Annotated in this window: 19 protein-coding genes; 4 read left to right on the forward strand and 15 right to left on the reverse strand. The window is 44.9% G+C overall.

What is annotated here, in order from left to right:
• Positions 1-129 precede the first annotated feature (129 nt).
• The 9 genes from iscX to trmJ form a co-directional block, all read right to left on the reverse strand.
• Positions 130-330: a Fe-S cluster assembly protein IscX gene (iscX, locus tag AB4263_RS00260; RefSeq protein WP_004740335.1), complete on the reverse strand. Its 201-nt coding sequence runs from the start codon at positions 328-330 to the stop codon at positions 130-132.
• A 134-nt stretch (positions 331-464) separates the two neighbouring features.
• The gene (gene fdx, locus AB4263_RS00265) at positions 465-803 is read right to left on the reverse strand and encodes an ISC system 2Fe-2S type ferredoxin (RefSeq protein WP_010440525.1); all 339 of its coding nucleotides are present in this window, start codon (positions 801-803) and stop codon (positions 465-467) included.
• 20 nt (positions 804-823) lie between these two features.
• Positions 824-2674, reverse strand: a complete 1851-nt coding sequence (gene hscA / locus AB4263_RS00270; RefSeq protein WP_372097130.1) for a Fe-S protein assembly chaperone HscA — start codon at positions 2672-2674, stop codon at positions 824-826.
• A 22-nt stretch (positions 2675-2696) separates the two neighbouring features.
• Entirely contained in the window at positions 2697-3212 is a 516-nt protein-coding gene (gene hscB, locus AB4263_RS00275) for a co-chaperone HscB (protein WP_048608145.1), read from the reverse strand.
• An 84-nt stretch (positions 3213-3296) separates the two neighbouring features.
• Complete coding sequence (gene iscA, locus AB4263_RS00280) at positions 3297-3620, reverse strand: iron-sulfur cluster assembly protein IscA (protein WP_010440519.1); 324 nt, start codon at positions 3618-3620, stop codon at positions 3297-3299.
• Positions 3621-3717: 97 nt separating this feature from the next.
• On the reverse strand, positions 3718-4095 hold the full coding sequence (iscU, locus tag AB4263_RS00285; RefSeq protein ID WP_004740340.1) for a Fe-S cluster assembly scaffold IscU: 378 nt from the start codon (positions 4093-4095) through the stop codon (positions 3718-3720).
• A gap of 33 nt (positions 4096-4128) precedes the next feature.
• Positions 4129-5343 carry an IscS subfamily cysteine desulfurase gene (locus tag AB4263_RS00290; protein WP_010440514.1) on the reverse strand — a complete coding sequence of 405 codons (1215 nt, stop codon included), beginning with the start codon at positions 5341-5343 and terminating at the stop codon, positions 4129-4131.
• A 27-nt stretch (positions 5344-5370) separates the two neighbouring features.
• Positions 5371-5892, reverse strand: coding sequence for a Fe-S cluster assembly transcriptional regulator IscR (iscR, locus tag AB4263_RS00295; protein ID WP_010440512.1), 522 nt, complete (start codon positions 5890-5892; stop codon positions 5371-5373).
• Positions 5893-6008: 116 nt separating this feature from the next.
• Complete coding sequence (gene trmJ, locus AB4263_RS00300) at positions 6009-6737, reverse strand: tRNA (cytosine(32)/uridine(32)-2'-O)-methyltransferase TrmJ (RefSeq protein WP_017062835.1); 729 nt, start codon at positions 6735-6737, stop codon at positions 6009-6011.
• A gap of 181 nt (positions 6738-6918) precedes the next feature.
• On the opposite strand from trmJ, the gene suhB reads away from it, so the two are divergent.
• On the forward strand, positions 6919-7722 hold the full coding sequence (gene suhB, locus AB4263_RS00305; protein WP_017062836.1) for an inositol-1-monophosphatase: 804 nt from the start codon (positions 6919-6921) through the stop codon (positions 7720-7722).
• 244 nt (positions 7723-7966) lie between these two features.
• Here the strand turns inward: suhB and secF are convergent, their stop codons facing one another.
• From secF to queA, 5 genes are all read right to left on the reverse strand, one after another.
• Positions 7967-8914: a protein translocase subunit SecF gene (gene secF / locus AB4263_RS00310; protein WP_017062837.1), complete on the reverse strand. Its 948-nt coding sequence runs from the start codon at positions 8912-8914 to the stop codon at positions 7967-7969.
• 14 nt (positions 8915-8928) lie between these two features.
• Positions 8929-10785: a protein translocase subunit SecD gene (gene secD / locus AB4263_RS00315; protein WP_081325187.1), complete on the reverse strand. Its 1857-nt coding sequence runs from the start codon at positions 10783-10785 to the stop codon at positions 8929-8931.
• A gap of 20 nt (positions 10786-10805) precedes the next feature.
• Positions 10806-11135 (reverse strand): preprotein translocase subunit YajC, encoded by a 330-nt coding sequence (gene yajC / locus AB4263_RS00320; RefSeq protein WP_010440492.1) that lies wholly within the window; start codon positions 11133-11135, stop codon positions 10806-10808.
• A 111-nt stretch (positions 11136-11246) separates the two neighbouring features.
• The gene (tgt, locus tag AB4263_RS00325) at positions 11247-12383 is read right to left on the reverse strand and encodes a tRNA guanosine(34) transglycosylase Tgt (protein WP_017056177.1); all 1137 of its coding nucleotides are present in this window, start codon (positions 12381-12383) and stop codon (positions 11247-11249) included.
• 195 nt (positions 12384-12578) lie between these two features.
• Positions 12579-13631, reverse strand: a complete 1053-nt coding sequence (queA, locus tag AB4263_RS00330; RefSeq protein WP_017062523.1) for a tRNA preQ1(34) S-adenosylmethionine ribosyltransferase-isomerase QueA — start codon at positions 13629-13631, stop codon at positions 12579-12581.
• A 334-nt stretch (positions 13632-13965) separates the two neighbouring features.
• On the opposite strand from queA, the gene AB4263_RS00335 reads away from it, so the two are divergent.
• Positions 13966-14412 carry a CBS domain-containing protein gene (locus AB4263_RS00335; RefSeq protein WP_017062524.1) on the forward strand — a complete coding sequence of 149 codons (447 nt, stop codon included), beginning with the start codon at positions 13966-13968 and terminating at the stop codon, positions 14410-14412.
• 69 nt (positions 14413-14481) lie between these two features.
• Here AB4263_RS00335 and AB4263_RS00340 read toward each other — a convergent pair whose 3' ends face one another.
• Positions 14482-15387 (reverse strand): hydrogen peroxide-inducible genes activator, encoded by a 906-nt coding sequence (locus AB4263_RS00340; protein ID WP_017062525.1) that lies wholly within the window; start codon positions 15385-15387, stop codon positions 14482-14484.
• A gap of 210 nt (positions 15388-15597) precedes the next feature.
• Between AB4263_RS00340 and AB4263_RS00345 the strand changes: the two genes are divergently transcribed.
• Together AB4263_RS00345 and AB4263_RS00350 are read left to right on the forward strand one after the other, a co-directional pair.
• Complete coding sequence (locus AB4263_RS00345; protein WP_017062526.1) at positions 15598-16206, forward strand: peroxiredoxin C; 609 nt, start codon at positions 15598-15600, stop codon at positions 16204-16206.
• A gap of 311 nt (positions 16207-16517) precedes the next feature.
• Positions 16518-17261, forward strand: a complete 744-nt coding sequence (locus tag AB4263_RS00350; protein ID WP_017062527.1) for a copper homeostasis protein CutC — start codon at positions 16518-16520, stop codon at positions 17259-17261.
• Positions 17262-17344 lie beyond the last annotated feature (83 nt).

The following is a 17344-nucleotide window of genomic DNA, read 5'->3' on the forward strand; positions in this document are numbered from 1 at the left end:
TAGGAGGAAAATGTCATTTTGATAAAAAAACGGACCATAAGGTCCGCTTTTTTTAGTAAGAATTGTTAACTTGGCTGCGTTTTATATTGGACTGATACCAACCCGCGACCAAATCATTAGACAAGAGGATTAATCCATCTCATCCATCCAGCACAAAATAATAGCCTCTAAGATTTTTTCATTCGAGTGGTTAGGCTCGTCGTCGAACTCTTCAAGGTCTAGCACCCATTGATGCAGATCGGTAAAACGTACCGTTTTAGGATCAGTATCAGGGTACAAATCACATAGCTCAATTGCGATATCTCGCGAATCAATCCACTTCAAGCTCATAACACTTCCTTATATTTATCAGCGACGCTCTGTCACCTTTATGATCTATATTCTAGGCCAGTTTTCTTAGTATGTTTGTCTAAGCAATAACTCTCTCAGTCATCGCTGTATTAGCCATGACTGAGAACAGGTTCTTAATGGTCTTCAGAAGCCAGGTTCAACGTGTACTTTGGAATCTCTACAACAAGATCCGTATCAGCCACTTTAGCTTGGCAACCCAAGCGAGATTCCATCTCTAAGCCCCATGCTTTATCTAGCATGTCGTCTTCTAGATCATCACTCTCTTCTAAAGAATCAAAACCTTCACGAATCACAACGTGACATGTTGTACATGCACACGATTTTTCACATGCGTGTTCAATACCAATACCGGCCTTCAATGCAACATCAAGAACCGTCTCACCAGTTTTTGCTTCTAAAACAGCGCCTTCTGGACATAGATCTTCGTGAGGTAAAACAATAATCTTTGGCATGTTTATCTATTCTCTAACTATTAAATATTATCGACTGACTGACCTGACAGTGCAGCACGAATTGATTTATCCATACGACGAGAAGCAAAGTCTTGGCTCGCTTTGTCGGTATTCTTAATTTCTAGTTCAATGGCATCAGCGTTGTCGCCATTACGCACTTCAATCAGTGCTTCAATCGCTTGAACAAGTTGTTGTTTGCCTTGCTCATCAAGTAGCTCGTCACCGTCGGCTTGCATTGCAGCGATAAGGCCTTCGATAACGCGATCCGCTTCTACGCGTTGCTCAGCAAGAGCACGCGCTTGCATGTCTTCTTTTGCAAACGTCATCGAATCTTTCAGCATGCTAGCCACTTCGTTGTCGCTTAGACCGTAAGAAGGCTTAACTTGGATTTCAGCTTGAACGCCAGTGCTCTTCTCCATTGCGGTAACCGATAGCAGGCCATCAGCATCCACTTGGTAAGTAACACGAATATGAGCTGCACCTGCTGTCATCGGCGGGATGCCTTTCAGAGCAAATCTAGCCAGTGAACGACAGTCGTCAACCATCTCACGTTCGCCTTGCACGGTGTGTACTGTCATTGCAGTTTGACCGTCTTTGAACGTGGTAAATTCTTGTGCGCGAGCAACAGGGATCGTGGTGTTACGAGGAATGATCTTTTCGACCAAGCCGCCCATGGTTTCGATACCAAGAGACAGAGGGATAACGTCCAGTAGTAGCATTTCAGAGTCAGGCTTATTACCCACTAAGATATCCGCTTGAATCGATGCGCCAATTGCAACCACTTCATCAGGGTTAATGCTGGTTAGTGGCGTACGACCAAAGAAGTCACCGACCATTTCACGTACAAGTAATGTGCGAGTTGAACCGCCGACCATCACGACTTCTAGAACTTCATCTGTATCAACTTCCGCATCTTTTAGTGCACGACGGCATGAAAGCAGTGTTTTCTTAACGAGCGGTTTGATGATCTCTTCAAACTCTTCACGAGTTAATGAACCAGACCAATCGAGTACGTCAACATCAACGCTTTCCGCTTCAGATAAGCCAATCTTCGCTTCTGTTGCGGCATCTAGAAGAATACGATTCTGTTCTGCTGTTAGCTCTGATAAGCCCATTTGTTCTTGGAAATGATCCGCAACTAAATGGTCAAAGTCGTCGCCGCCTAATGCAGAGTCACCACCTGTTGCTAAAACTTCGAAGACACCTTTAGATAGGCGTAGGATAGAGATATCAAACGTACCGCCACCTAAGTCATAAACAGCAATTACCCCTTCTTTACCTGAATCCAGGCCGTAAGCAATCGCAGCGGCAGTCGGTTCATTAAGAAGACGTAACACGTGGAGACCAGCAAGTTGCGCCGCGTCTTTCGTACCTGCACGCTGGGCATCATCAAAGTACGCAGGAACGGTAATCACAGCACCAGATAGCTCACCACCTAATGTAGACTCAGCACGTTGACCTAGCGCTCGCAGAATGTCTGCAGATACTTGAATTGGGTTCTTGTTGCCTTGTTCTGTGCGAATCATAGGCAGACCATTATCACTTTCTTCAAACTGATATGGCAGAGACGGGTATCGCTGTTGGATATCTGACAATGAACGACCGATTAGTCGCTTAACTGAGATAATGGTATTTTTAGGATCAGTCTGTGCATTTGCACGAGCTTCATCACCAGTCGTGTACGACTCTGACGTATAGTGAACAACGGAAGGAAGAATACTGCGACCTTGTTGATCAACCAGTGTGCTCGCCTCACCACTGCGCACTGCCGCAACCAATGAGTTTGTTGTACCTAAATCAATACCCACAGCAAGCTTGTGCTGGTGAGGAGCGGCGCTTTGCCCTGGTTCTGCAATCTGAAGTAGTGCCATGGATGTGTCCTTGTTATACGAACTAGCCGATCAGACGATCTTCAACTAACTCGATTTCATTCTTTAATTTTGCAATAAACTTAAGCTTTCTTACTCGGTCTGCAGCTTCTAACCAAGCCTCACTGTCGAGTTCTTGTTGGATAGCGCTTAATTGTTGTTTATACATTTTGCTAACCTTTCCTTCAAATGCAAACAAAGCATCTTCAGGATCAGAACTGTCGGCGATGTCTTCAAGCTCTTCACGCAATTCCATTTGCTCCATCAGGAACATAGGATCTTGCAGGGTCTGCTGCTCGCCGCGAATATCCTCACCATGTTGCACTAACAGGTATTCAGCTCGACTGATTGGATTCTTCAACACCTGGTACGCATCGTTAATTTGCGCAGCTTTTTGCACGGCTAATAGGCGATCACGCTCAGAAGCAGTGGCAAATTTATCAGGGTGGAATTGGCGTTGCAGATCTCTAAACTGAGAAGAAAGAAGGCTACCATCCAGTTGAAACTGAAGTGGTAGCCCAAATAATTCGAAATGATTCATGTAACGGTGGTCCTAAGTTTAGGCTCTTCAATCAGAGCCTAATTTTATTCTTCGCTCACTATAAACGCTTAACGATTGAAGCGTTTATACGTTGAAGCTCTCACCACAACCACATTCGCCTTTCGCGTTAGGGTTGTTGAATTCAAAACCTTCGTTTAGGCCTTCTTTTACGTAATCAAGCTCAGTACCGTCTAGGTAAACTAGGCTCTTTGGATCAATGATGACCTTAACACCTGAATGCTCAAACACTTCGTCTTCTTCGTTAAGCTCATCAACGAATTCCAGTACATACGCCATGCCCGAACAGCCAGTAGTTTTTACCGCTAAGCGCAACCCGATACCTTTACCTCGGTTATCTAGGAAAGCTTGAACTCGGCTTGCTGCCGTATCTGTCATGGTGATGGCCATACTACAACCTTGTGTTTTATATAAATTGAGAACTCAGGGGGAGCACAAAGGATGCTCCCAAATATTGCTTATTTTTTGTGATTACTTAATGAAACGATTAACGCTTCTTTTTGTAATCCGCAACTGCTGCTTTGATTGCATCTTCAGCAAGAATTGAACAGTGCACTTTCACTGGTGGCAACTCTAGCTCTTCTGCGATTTCAGAGTTTTTGATAGCTGCTGCTTCATCAATACTTTTACCTTTAACCCACTCAGTGACTAGTGAGCTAGAAGCAATTGCGCTACCGCAGCCGTAAGTTTTGAATTTTGCATCTTCGATAATACCTTCTGGCGTTACCTTGATTTGCAGTTTCATTACGTCACCACAAGCTGGTGCGCCAACCATGCCGCTACCTACACTTGGGTCTTCTTTATCAAACGAACCTACGTTACGTGGGTTTTCGTAGTGATCAATTACTTTTTCGCTATATGCCATGATAGTTACCTCGAATCCTCTATTTCCGTGAGATTAGTGATGAGCCCACTCAACAGTGTTCAAATCAATCCCTTCTTTATACATATCCCATAGAGGAGACATGTCGCGTAATTTGTTTACCGCTACACGAATTTGTGCAATCGCGTAGTCGATTTCTTCTTCCGTTGTGAAACGGCCGAATGAGAAACGTACTGAGCTGTGTGCCAGTTCATCGTTCAGACCAAGAGCACGTAGAACGTATGAAGGCTCGAGGCTTGCTGATGTACATGCAGAACCTGATGATACTGCTAGGTCTTTTAGAGACATAAGCAGAGACTCACCTTCAACGAAAGCGAAGCTCACGTTTAGGTTGTGTGGTACACGTTGGTCTAGGTCGCCGTTTACGGTTACCGCTTCTAGATCTTGAACACCTTTCAATAGGCGCTCACGAAGTGCTAGTGCGTGATCGTAATCTTTCTGCATGTCTTGTTTAGCGACAGCAAAAGCTTCACCCATACCCACGATTTGGTGAGTAGCAAGCGTACCAGAACGGAAACCACGTTCGTGACCTCCACCGTGCATCTGTGCTTCAAGACGAATACGTGGCTTACGACGAACGTACAAAGCACCAATGCCTTTAGGGCCGTATGCTTTGTGTGCAGAAAGAGAGATAAGGTCAACTTTCATCTCTTTTACATCTAGTGGGATTTTACCCGCAGACTGAGCCGCATCAACGTGGAAGATGATCTTGCGTGAACGACATAATTCGCCGATTGCAGAGATATCTTGGATTACACCAATCTCGTTGTTTACGTGCATGATAGAAACAAGAACCGTATCTTCACGCATTGCTGCTTGTAGCTTGTCTAAATCAATGATGCCGTTTGCTTCAGGCTCAAGGTAAGTCACCTCAAAACCTTCACGCTCTAGTTGGCGACATGGATCAAGAACCGCTTTATGTTCTGTTTTACACGTGATTACGTGCTTACCTTTCTTCTCGTAAAAGTGCGCTGCACCTTTGATAGCAAGGTTGTCTGACTCTGTAGCACCTGACGTGAAAACAATCTCACGTGGGTCTGCATTTAGTAGATCGGCAATTTGCTCACGAGCATTATCTACTGATTCTTCTGCCTGCCAGCCGTAACGGTGTGAACGAGATGCAGGGTTACCGAAGTTACCGTCCATCGTCATGCACTGAACCATTTTTTCAGCAACACGTGGATCGACTGGGCATGTAGCTGAATAGTCAAAGTAAATAGGCAGTTTCATTTTCTACTCCAATGTAAAAACTGACCGCTAAGAGCGGGCATTAACACCGTGAGGTGCTGCACTAATCGTTGTAGTGCTCGTATTTTTATGTGCAAAACCATTATTAACCGCAAGATCGATATCTTGACGATCAGAAATCTCTAAAACTTCGTTATCTTTCATTAGCTCACCGAGCGTAATGTCATTTAAGAAGCTGCTGATTCGGGAGCTTAAATCACGCCAAAGAGTGTGAGTTAAACAACGACTACCACCTTGGCAATCTGCTCGACCGTGACACTTAGTTGCATCAACTGATTCGTCTACTGCAGCAATTACAGTTCCGACAGCGATGTCGCTCGCTTCAGCACCTAAACGGTAACCACCGCCAGGACCACGAACACTAGCAACTAAGCCAGCTTTACGTAACTTAGAAAATAGCTGTTCTAAGTAAGATAATGAGATGCCCTGTCGCTCTGAAATATCAGCCAGAGGAACTGGGCTTTTTTGCGAATGCAGTGCTACATCTAGCATAGCTGTTACCGCATATCTTCCTTTAGATGTAAGTTTCATATCACACCGAATCCACATTGTTTATGTGGTTGGAATCTTCCCATACCCGACTAAATTGGTCAAGTATTTAGTTGACTATTTTAGTCAGGTATTCACCCTTAGGGTTTGTGCGGGTTTTATTTGTCGTTTTTGCTCTTCTCAATTGAAGTCAAAATGCCGCGTAGAGTGTTGATCTCTTGCAACTCTGGACGAGCTCGACTGAACAGACGACGTAGTTTATTCATCACCTGACCTGGCTTATCCTTAGAGATAAATTGGGTATCAATGATCACTTTTTCAAGGTGCTCATAGAACATTTCTAGTTCTTCGTGACGAGGGTACTCATCTTGTTGCTGTGGCTGATATTGGCTAGCGACCATATCAAGGTGAGCTACACGCACTTCGTAGCTCAGAGTCTGCACTGCCATTGCTAGGTTTAGCGAGCTGTATTCAGGGTTAGCTGGGATACATACATGGAAGTGGCACTTCTGAAGCTCATCGTTAGTCAAGCCAGTACGTTCACGGCCGAACACTAATGCGACTGGGTGCTTTTGACCTTCAATCGCAAACTTTTGTCCACACTCACGAGGCTCAAGCATTGGCCATTCAAGCGTACGTGAACGTGCACTCGAACCAACCACCAAACCACAGTCTTTTACGGCTTCGTCTAATGTAGAAACGATGGTCGCGTTTTCTGCGATGTCACCTGCACCCGCAGCCAGTGCTAAGGTCTGCTCGTCAACTTCACATTGAGGGTCTACAAGAACTAATTGACTCAAACCCATCACTTTCATTGCGCGAGCTGCTGATCCGATATTTCCCGAATGAGACGTACCAACCAGAACGACTTTTACATTGTCTAACATGCTATATGACACCACTTTAAAAATAATCGCGAGATATTAACACATAGCAAAGTAAAATGGTCAGACCCTTCGCGTAATGTGAAACCAAGAGTTCAAAAAATAACCACTTCCCTTTTGGTAAAACTTTGGTATACTCGCCGCCGCTTTAAATTGTTCTTTAACATCTTGTGGGAAAAACCATATGCATCCAATGCTAAACATTGCGATACGCGCTGCGCGTAAAGCTGGCAACCATATTGCTAAATCTCTAGAAACAACTGATAAGATCGAATCGTCTCTAAAAGGTAACAACGATTACGTTACTAACATTGCTCAAGAAGCTGAGTATATGATCATTGAGACAATCAAAGCATCTTACCCAGAGCACAGCATTATTTCTGAAGAGAAAGGCCTGACTGAAGGTAAAGACTCTGATGTACAATGGATCGTTGACCCACTGGATGGCACCAACAACTTTGTAAAAGGTTTCCCTCACTTCTCTGTATCTATCGCTGTTCGCATGAACGGTCGTACAGAAGTTGCTTGTGTTTATGACCCAATGCTAAACGAGCTATTCACAGCTCAACGTGGCGCTGGCGCTCAACTTAACAACGCTCGTATGCGTGTTACTCAACTAAAAGACCTTCAAGGTACTGTTCTAGCGACTGGTTTCCCATTCAAGCAAAAACAACACTCTGAATCTTTCATGAAGATCATCTCTGGTCTATTCATCGACTGTGCTGATTTCCGTCGTACAGGTTCTCCTGCTCTTGACCTATGTTACCTAGCAGCTGGCCGTGTTGATGGTTACCTAGAACTTGGCCTTAAGCCATGGGATCTAGCAGCTGGCGATCTAATCGCTCGTGAAGCTGGTGCTATCATGACTGACTTTGCTGGCGGTACTGATTACATGACTTCTGGTAATGTTGTTGCTTCAAGCGCACGTGGTGTTAAGTCTATTCTTAAGCACGTTCGTGAGAACGCTAACGAAGGTATGCTGAAGTAATTCAGACCTTACGTTAACGCTCCCTATTTTAAGGGCGCATAAAAATTCCAAAGCCTCGCTATATAGCTATAGCGAGGCTTTTTTGTATCTGCGATACGAGATACGTTCAGGATGTCTCTTAGTGAAATGAAGTTCAACATACTTCAACGCTAAATTGTATTGAGCTTCCCTAGAATACAGACGTAAAAAAACCGCTAGTTGCCTAGCGGTTTTTTTGGTTTAGCGAAACTTATTAAGCCAAGGCCTAAGGCATCTCGTCAAACTCTTCACCTTCTTTGTCCACTTGTGGTGGCATTAGGTGTTCACGCGTAATACCTAACTTCATAGCCAGTGCAGATGCAACGTAGATAGAAGAGTAAGTACCAACCGTAATACCCAATAAAAGTGCAGTCGCGAAGCCGTGGATCATAGCGCCGCCCTGAACGAACAGTGCGATAACTACGAATAACGTGGTACCAGAAGTGATCAATGTACGGCTCAATGTTTGTGTGATTGAGCTGTTCAGTACTTCAGGCGCTTCACCCTTACGCATCTTACGGAAGTTCTCACGAATACGGTCGAATACAACAATGGTATCGTTGAGGGAGTAACCGACGACCGTTAGCAAGGCTGCTACGATGGTAAGGTCGACCTCAATTTGCATTAGAGAGAACACACCCAGAGTGATGATAACGTCATGCGCCAGTGCTAATACTGCACCCGCAGCCAAACGCCATTCAAATCGCACTGATACGTAGATCAATATACAGATAAGAGAAACTAGGATAGCAAGGCCACCCGCTTCTGTTAATTCGTCACCCACGTTAGGACCAACGAACTCGATACGACGCATTTCAACTTGCTCACCAGTACCATTCTCAATAGCAGAAAGGATTTGGTTACCAAGCGTTTCGCCCGCTACGCCATCACGTGGACGTAAACGAACCATCACATCACGAGCTGAACCGAAGTTCTGTACCGTAGCATCACCAAAGCCTTCGGCTTCTAGTGCACTACGAATATCAGGAAGGTGTGCCGGTTGTTCAAAACCAACTTCAATCAGAGTACCGCCAGTAAAATCTAGACCCCAGTTCAACGATTTCGTTGTTAGGGTGAAGATAGCAGTACCAATCATCAAGATAGAAAAAACAAAGGCAACCTTTGACCAACGCATAAAGTCGATCATTTTGTCTGCTTTTAGAATCTGAAACATATTAATTCCTAGCCTTAGATCGACAGTTTTTTAACGCGTTTGCCGCCATACATCAGGTTCACGATACAACGTGTTCCGACAATAGCTGTAAACATTGAAGTCAAGATACCGATAGACAGCGTTACCGCGAAGCCTTTGATAGCACCCGTACCCACAGCAAATAGAATGATTGCTGTTAGTAGTGTGGTGATGTTGGCATCGGCGATTGTGCTGAATGCGTTCGCGTAACCTTGGTGAATAGCTTGTTGTGGACTGCGTCCATCTCGAAGCTCTTCACGTATACGCTCAAAGATCAGAACGTTCGCATCAACCGCCATACCGACCGTTAATACGATACCGGCAATACCCGGTAGGGTCATGGTAGCCCCCGGAATCATCGACATAACACCGATAATCAACACCAAGTTAGCCATTAGCGCAACGTTCGCAATCAGACCAAAGCTACGGTAGTAAAGCAGCGTAAACAGCATTACAGCAGCCATACCCCAAACCATCGCCATGATACCCATATCGATGTTTTGCTGACCCATAGATGGACCAATCGTACGTTCTTCTACAATCGAGATAGGCGCAATCAACGCACCAGCACGCAGTAGAAGTGCCAAGTTATGAGCTTCAGCCGTTGAGTCAATACCAGTAATACGGAAGTTACGGCCTAGCGCAGATTGAATCGTCGCTTGGTTAATCACTTCTTCGTGCTTACTTAAGATAACTCGACCTTCCGGTGTTTTACGACCGCTGTCTTTGTACTCTGCAAATACCGTTGCCATTAGCTTACCGATATTCTGACGAGAGAATGCAGACATCTTGCTACCACCTTCGCTGTCTAGCGAGATGTTAACTTGAGGACGACCATATTCATCAACACTTGAGCTTGCATCAGTAATACTTGAGCCGCCTAGAATAACGCGCTTCTTAAGTACCACAGGACGACCATCACGATCTTGCTTGATTTCGCTACCCGCAGGGGCACGACCAGAAGCGGCAGCGGCTAAGTCAGCACTGCTATCCACTTCACGGAACTCAAGCGTCGCGGTAGCACCAAGAATTTCTTTAGCGCGAGCCGTGTCTTGAACACCAGGCAATTCCACTACGATACGGCTAGAGCCTTGACGTTGAACCAAAGGTTCAGCAACACCAAGTTCGTTAACACGGTTACGTAGAATGGTAATGTTTTGCTCTACCGCATAGTTGCGGATTTCTTGAAGACGAGCCTCTGTGAAGCTAGCAACCAAAGAAAAACGACCATTAGATTCAGAATCTACAAACGTCATGTCTTGGTGCTTAGATTGCAGTAGCGATTTCGCTTCAGCAAGCTGCTCGGCGTTACGTAGAATCACTTCAACCGCATCTTTACCAGATGGGCGAATTGCACGGTAACGGATTTTTTCTTCACGAAGTTCGCTACGGAACGCTTCTTCTTGTTGGCCAACCAGCTTTTGCATCGCAGCGTCCATATCCACTTCCATCAAGAAGTGAACACCACCACGTAGGTCAAGACCAAGCTTCATTGGTGCAGCACCAATAGATTCAAGCCAATCAGGAGTTGAAGCAGCTAAGTTTAAAGCAACGATTACGTCTTCATCTAATGCTTCAGTGATGACATCACGAGCACTAATTTGAGAGTCTGTATCGTTAAAGCGAACAAGAATGGAACCGTTTTCTAGAGCAACGGATTTAGTAGAAAGGTTTTCAGCTTCAAGAGCATTGGTGACAGCATCCAGCGTAGACATATCTACAGAGGCGCCGCGCGCCCCTGTAACTTGAACTGCCGGATCTTCACCGTATATATTCGGAAGTGCGTACAACGCAGCGATGGCGATAGTAAACACCACCATCAGGTACTTCCATAACGGGTAACGGTTTAGCACAGCGAGGATCCTCTAGCTGTTTATAGAGATTTCAGAGTACCTTTTGGTAGCACTGCTGTAACGAAGTCTTTCTTGATAACTACTTCGTTGTTTGCATTCAGTTCGATAGCAACGTAGTCGCTGTCTTCTGCAATCTTAGTGATCTTGCCAATTAGGCCGCCGCTTGTAAGAACTTCATCACCTTTGCCCATAGAAGACATAAGGTTCTTGTGCTCTTTAACACGCTTAGCTTGTGGACGGTAGATCATGAAGTAGAAGATCACAGCGAACATACCTAGCATGATAAGCATTTCGAAACCGCCGCCTGCTGGTGCACCTTCTGCTGCTGCGTGAGCTTGAGAAATAAACATTTAAAACATCCTCTATTTATATTTTCGTAATTGTTTGTCTAATTGGGTCGCATCCCTTTATTTTCAAGCCCCATCACTCGGAAGAGAGATAGGGCTCGCAAAAAAGAAATACTAAGATTCTTTACCTAGTGGTGGCACTTCACGCCCCATTCTTGCGTAGAACTCTGCAACGAACTCTTCAAAGCGGTCTTCATCGATAGACTGACGAATGTCTGACATTACTCGTTGGTAGAAACGCAGGTTATGAATCGTGTTCAGTCGAGCACCTAGGATTTCGTTACAACGATCCAAATGGTGTAAGTACGACTTGCTGTAGTTCTTACAAGTGTAACAGTCACACTCTGAATCTAGTGGTGTTGTATCGGTTTTATGCTTCGCATTACGGATCTTGATCACACCTTCAGTCACAAACAGGTGGCCGTTACGTGCATTTCGCGTTGGCATTACACAGTCAAACATGTCGATACCACGGCGAACACCTTCAACCAAGTCTTCCGGTTTGCCTACGCCCATTAGGTAACGTGGCTTATCTTCTGGCAGTTGAGGACATGTGTGCTCAAGAATGCGGTGCATATCTTCTTTTGGTTCGCCTACTGCTAGGCCACCTACTGCGTAACCGTCAAAACCAATTTCTGTTAGGCCTTTAACGGATACATCACGAAGGTCTTCGTACACGCCACCTTGAACGATACCGAACAGTGAGTTCGGGTTTTCAAGTTTGTCGAAGTGGTTACGTGAACGCTCAGCCCAACGAAGAGACATCTCCATTGAGTCTTTTGCTTCTTTGTGTGTCGCAGGGTAAGGCGTACACTCATCGAAGATCATTACGATGTCTGAACCTAAATCTTTTTGGATTTCCATAGACTTCTCAGCGTCCATGAAGATCTTGTCACCGTTTACAGGGTTACGGAAATGAACACCCTCTTCAGTGATTTTACGCATTGCACCTAGGCTGAATACTTGAAAGCCGCCTGAATCAGTCAGGATAGGACCGTGCCAGTTCATGAAATCGTGCAGGTCACCGTGCATTTTCATGATTTCTTGACCAGGACGTAGCCATAGGTGGAATGTGTTACCTAATAGGATTTCAGCACCTGTGTCTTTTACTTCTTCAGGTGTCATACCTTTAACAGTACCGTAAGTACCTACAGGCATGAATGCTGGGGTTTCAACGGTACCGCGTTCAAACTGAAGTTGACCACGACGTGCGCCGCTATTAGTTTTTTTAAGTTCGTATTTTAATTTCACGAAGCCTCCAATATGCCAGAGAAACAATCTGACTGTTAATTCAGAACCTTAGGCCAAACAAAAGTTCAGTCTAGTGGGTTCTATGAGGAGCGGTCGCGTATTCCTTGCGAGAGATTAGACAGACACCCTGCCCGACTCCTAGCTTACTGCTAGCACCCGTAAATTCTAATGTATATCGTTTATAACTAGCTTAAATTAGCTTGTTTTCTTATTGATGAACATGGCATCACCGTAGCTGAAGAAACGATATTCGCTCTTCACTGCGTGATCGTATGCGCCCATCACGTTGTCGTAACCTGCAAATGCACTCACCAACATAATCAGTGTTGATTCTGGCAAGTGGAAGTTGGTAATCAAGCAATCCACCAACTGGTATTCATAGCCAGGGAAGATGAAGATTTCTGTATCACCAAAGAAAGGAACGAGCTCAGTGCCTTTCTTCAATGCATCTTGAGCTGCACTTTCTAGTGAGCGTACTGATGTTGTACCAACAGCAATAATACGGCCGCCACGGGCTTTTGCTGCAGCTACGGCGTCAACCACTTCTTGCGGCACTTCAACGTACTCAGCATGCATGTGGTGATCGTTAATATTATCAACTTTTACTGGCTGGAACGTACCAGCACCAACATGAAGCGTCACGTAAGCAAACTCAACACCTTTTTCTTTCATGTCAGCCATTAGCTTGTCATCAAAGTGAAGGCCTGCTGTTGGCGCTGCAACCGCACCTGGCTTTTCATTATAGACAGTCTGGTAGCGCTCTTTATCTGCATCTTCATCAGGACGATCGATGTAAGGAGGCAGTGGCATGTGACCAACACTGTTAAGAATCTCTAAAACGCTTTGATCAGATGTGAAATGGATTTCGAATAACGCATCGTGACGCGCCACCATTTCAGCTTCATATTCATCGTTCTCACCAAGGAACAACTTGGTACCCGGCTTCGGTGATTTAGAACAACGAACATGCGCAAGAATGCTTTTCTCATCAAGCATACGTTCAACCAGCACTTCAAGCTTACCGCCTGATGCCTTGCGACCAAATACACGAGCTGGAATCACTCGAGTGTTATTGAAAACAACAAGATCGCCTGGCTCAACCAAGTCTAAAACGTCTTTAAACGAACCATCAGCTAGGTTACCGCTGTTGCCATCTAATTTAAGCAGGCGGCTTGCTGTACGCTCCTCTTGAGGGTAGCGAGCAATGAGTTCATCTGGTAGGTCAAAGTGAAAATCTGAAACTTGCATGTGTCTAGTCTTGTCTTAGTTGATGAGATTTGTGCCGTTGACGAATCATAAATCGTAGTTGCTGGATAATCGTTACGGTAAGTCAATCGTTACCAGAAACACATCGCAAACACGACTAAAAATTTCGCAGTGGGCTAGTATAGGCACACGAGCCGCAATAGCAAGGTTTACAGCACTGGATTATTGTAAAGAGGCGTAAAATAATGCGACTGATTCACCTCCTCAAGCTAAAGAATTAGTTGCATAAAACTCACCCAAGAATGCGTCAGATCTCAGTTATTTTTTGGATAAAAAACTATAGTAATAGCAACAAATAAAAAAGAAGGAGGTTCGTATGATCAAGGTTGAAGATATGATGACTCGCAACCCTCATACCCTATTGCGCTCACACTCACTGGCCGATGCTAAGCACATGATGGAAGCACTTGATATCCGCCATATTCCGGTCGTCGATTCCGACAGGCAACTACTAGGTGTCGTCACACAACGAGACGTTCTCGCCGCTCAAGAATCCAGCCTACAAAACATCCCACAAGCTCAATCTTTTACTCTTGCTACTCCCCTCAACGACATCATGCACAAAAGTGTTATGTCGGTAGAGCCGCGTGCAGGATTAAAAGAATCGGCTATCTACATGCAGAAACATAAAGTGGGCTGTTTACCTGTCGTAGAAAACCACGAACTAGTAGGCATTATTACAGACAGCGATTTTGTCACGATAGCGATCAATTTACTGGAGCTGCAAGAAGAAGTAGAGCCAGAAGAAGCAGAAGTAGAGTAACGCTCGGAATTGATATAAAGAAGAGCGGCCAATTCAGCCGCTCAGAGGGATTGTTGTCGCAGCGGATTATTATAGAAGCTCAGATACCACATCCGCTAATTGATGGAATGTCTCACGACGCGAAGAGCTTGGTCGCCAGACAAGGCCAATATCTCGGTAGGCCTGCTGACCAGGAGGATCGATCACAACGAGATTCTGGTTTTCCAATAAACCGTGGTCGATCGCCATTTGCGGAATAAAGGTGGTTCCTAAACCATTGGCCACCATTTGCACCAATGTGTGAAGGCTCGTCGCAGTGAACGGGTTGATCTTCTCTTTATCCGTTAACTTACAAGCCGACACAGCATGCTCGGTTAAGCAATGCTCGTTCTCCAACAAAAATACAGATTCGTCTGGCAGGTCATCGTATTTAATCGGAACGCGAATACCATCAGCTTGATTGCGACTGATCACCATCCGGAAAGGGTCTTGCCCAACAACTTGGCTTTCCATATTGTCGATATCGACAGGCAAAGCCAGAATCAGCACATCTAAGTCTCCATGACGCAGCGCAGCCAATAGGTTGGTCGTTGTGTCTTCACGTAACAGCAAATTTAATTGTGGAAAGCGCTGGTTGGCTTCCTGTACCAAATCGCACAAAAGGAACGGCGCTATAGTAGGAATACACCCGACTCGCAGCTGCCCTTGCATCGCATCCCCGTTACATAGATTTCCAAGCTCTACGAGATCTTGTCCTTTCGCTAGTAGCTCTCGACCGTGCTTGACCACCAGCTCACCTGCTTGCGTGAAAACTAGCGGGCTCTTTTTATCTTTCTTCTCATAAAGCGGGCAACCAATCAGCTCTTCTAGGTTTTGAATGCCTTTACTTAGCGTAGATTGACTGACGAAACAGCGATCTGCGGCATCACTGAAATGACGAGTTTCGTGAAGAGTAACAAGATAGTGAAGTTGCTTAAGACTTGGCCATTTATTCATGAAATTACTTTGTAATATGAGTAGGATAAGTTAGGTAAAGGTCATTCGACCTAAGGACAGGACAAAGAATAAGCTTATCGCTTTTTTCGATTAACTTAATCTATTTAATTCGCTTTTTTCTATAGTACCGATTGTACTATAGTTTGTCCCGTAGAAACGGAGCCCAAACAAAGATGTGTTGGGCCAACTAATTTTTTAGGAGATTCCAAAATGGTACTAGTAGGTCGTCAAGCCCCTGACTTTACTGCAGCAGCTGTTCTAGGTAACGGTGAGATCGTTGATAACTTCAACTTCGCAGAATTCACTAAAGGTAAGAAAGCTGTAGTTTTCTTCTACCCACTAGACTTCACTTTCGTTTGTCCTTCAGAGCTAATCGCTTTCGACAACCGTCTTGAAGATTTCCAAGCTAAAGGCGTTGAAGTAATCGGTGTTTCTATCGATTCTCAATTCTCTCACAACGCATGGCGTAACACTGCTATCGCTGATGGCGGTATTGGTCAAGTTAAATACCCTCTAATTGCTGACGTTAAGCACGAGATCTGCAAAGCATACGATGTTGAGCACCCAGAAGCAGGCGTTGCTTTCCGTGGTTCTTTCCTAATCGACGCTGACGGCCTTGTACGTCACCAAGTAGTTAACGATCTTCCACTAGGTCGTAACATCGACGAAATGCTACGCATGGTAGACGCACTAAACTTCCACGAGAAGAACGGTGAAGTTTGTCCTGCACAATGGGAAGAAGGTAAATCAGGTATGGACGCATCTCCAAAAGGTGTTGCAGCATTCCTATCTGAGCACGCTGACGACCTAAGCAAGTAATTACCTCTTAAGCCCGAACTCAACGCGGGTTAATGGTTGGAAGACTCTCTTTAAAGAGACATAAAGCATAAGCTAATAGCGCAAAGCGCACCGCCAATCAGTTAAGAAGTAAAGTCCTATTAAAAGCCCGAAGTTAACGCTTCGGGCTTTTTGTTTTCCCCCTCCTCGCTCCCCTAGACTGACTCTTGTAATAGATAATTGAGGTAGCGATAAACCTAAACTTTACCTCTATTTTCCCTTATCCCCATCTATTCAGAATCACACCTAGATTGCTATTATTTCATCAGTATCTTTTTGAACGGATAAACACGATGAACACCGAAATTGAAGTCTGTATCGATAACTTAGAATCTCTTCATACCGCACTATCTGGTGGCGCGAATCGAATTGAGCTTTGCTCTTCATTAGCACTTGGCGGATTAACTCCAAGCTTCGGAATGATGAAACAAGCGGCAATAGTTTCGTCGGTTCCGGTCTACGCTATGATACGCCCAAGACAAGGCGACTTCATTTTCGATAACGACGATATGCTCTGTATGCTTGAAGATATTGAAGCTTGCGCAAATGCAGGATTGGATGGGGTCGTGCTTGGTGTGTTAGCGCCGAACGGAAGTATTGATATGCCAAAGATGCAACAACTGGCTGACAAAGCGCACTCGTTAAAGCTTGGGATTACCTTCCACAGAGCCATCGATCAAAGCTCTGATTTCCAAGCAGCATTAGAACAAATCATTACACTTGGATGCGAAAGAGTCCTGACATCAGGGCTTGCTGCTAATGCTGAGCAAGGTATCGATGTATTGGCTGCAATGGTCAAACAAGCCGATGGACGAATTGATATCATGGCGGGGGCTGGCGTTAACGCTGCGAATGCCAAAATGATTCAAAGCGCTACCCAAGTACCTGCTCTTCACCTTTCAGGTAAATCGACAAGGCCGAGTCTAATGGAAAACAACTCAAGTGCTCAAATGGGCAGTGATAATATTGATGATTATCAGATCCCAGTGACAGATGCGAGTAAGATATCTGATGTGAGAGCCGCCCTCACCGCTTAGGGCAATAGTCGCCAGCATAAATCCAGAGAACCTCGCTGACTAATCTAACTGACTGACGTATATTAGATTTAATAGCGCAGAAA

Origin of the sequence: Vibrio sp. 10N.261.55.C5 (genome assembly GCF_041470505.1) — a bacterium.
In the GTDB taxonomy this organism is placed as follows: Bacteria; Pseudomonadota; Gammaproteobacteria; order Enterobacterales; family Vibrionaceae; genus Vibrio; species Vibrio crassostreae_C.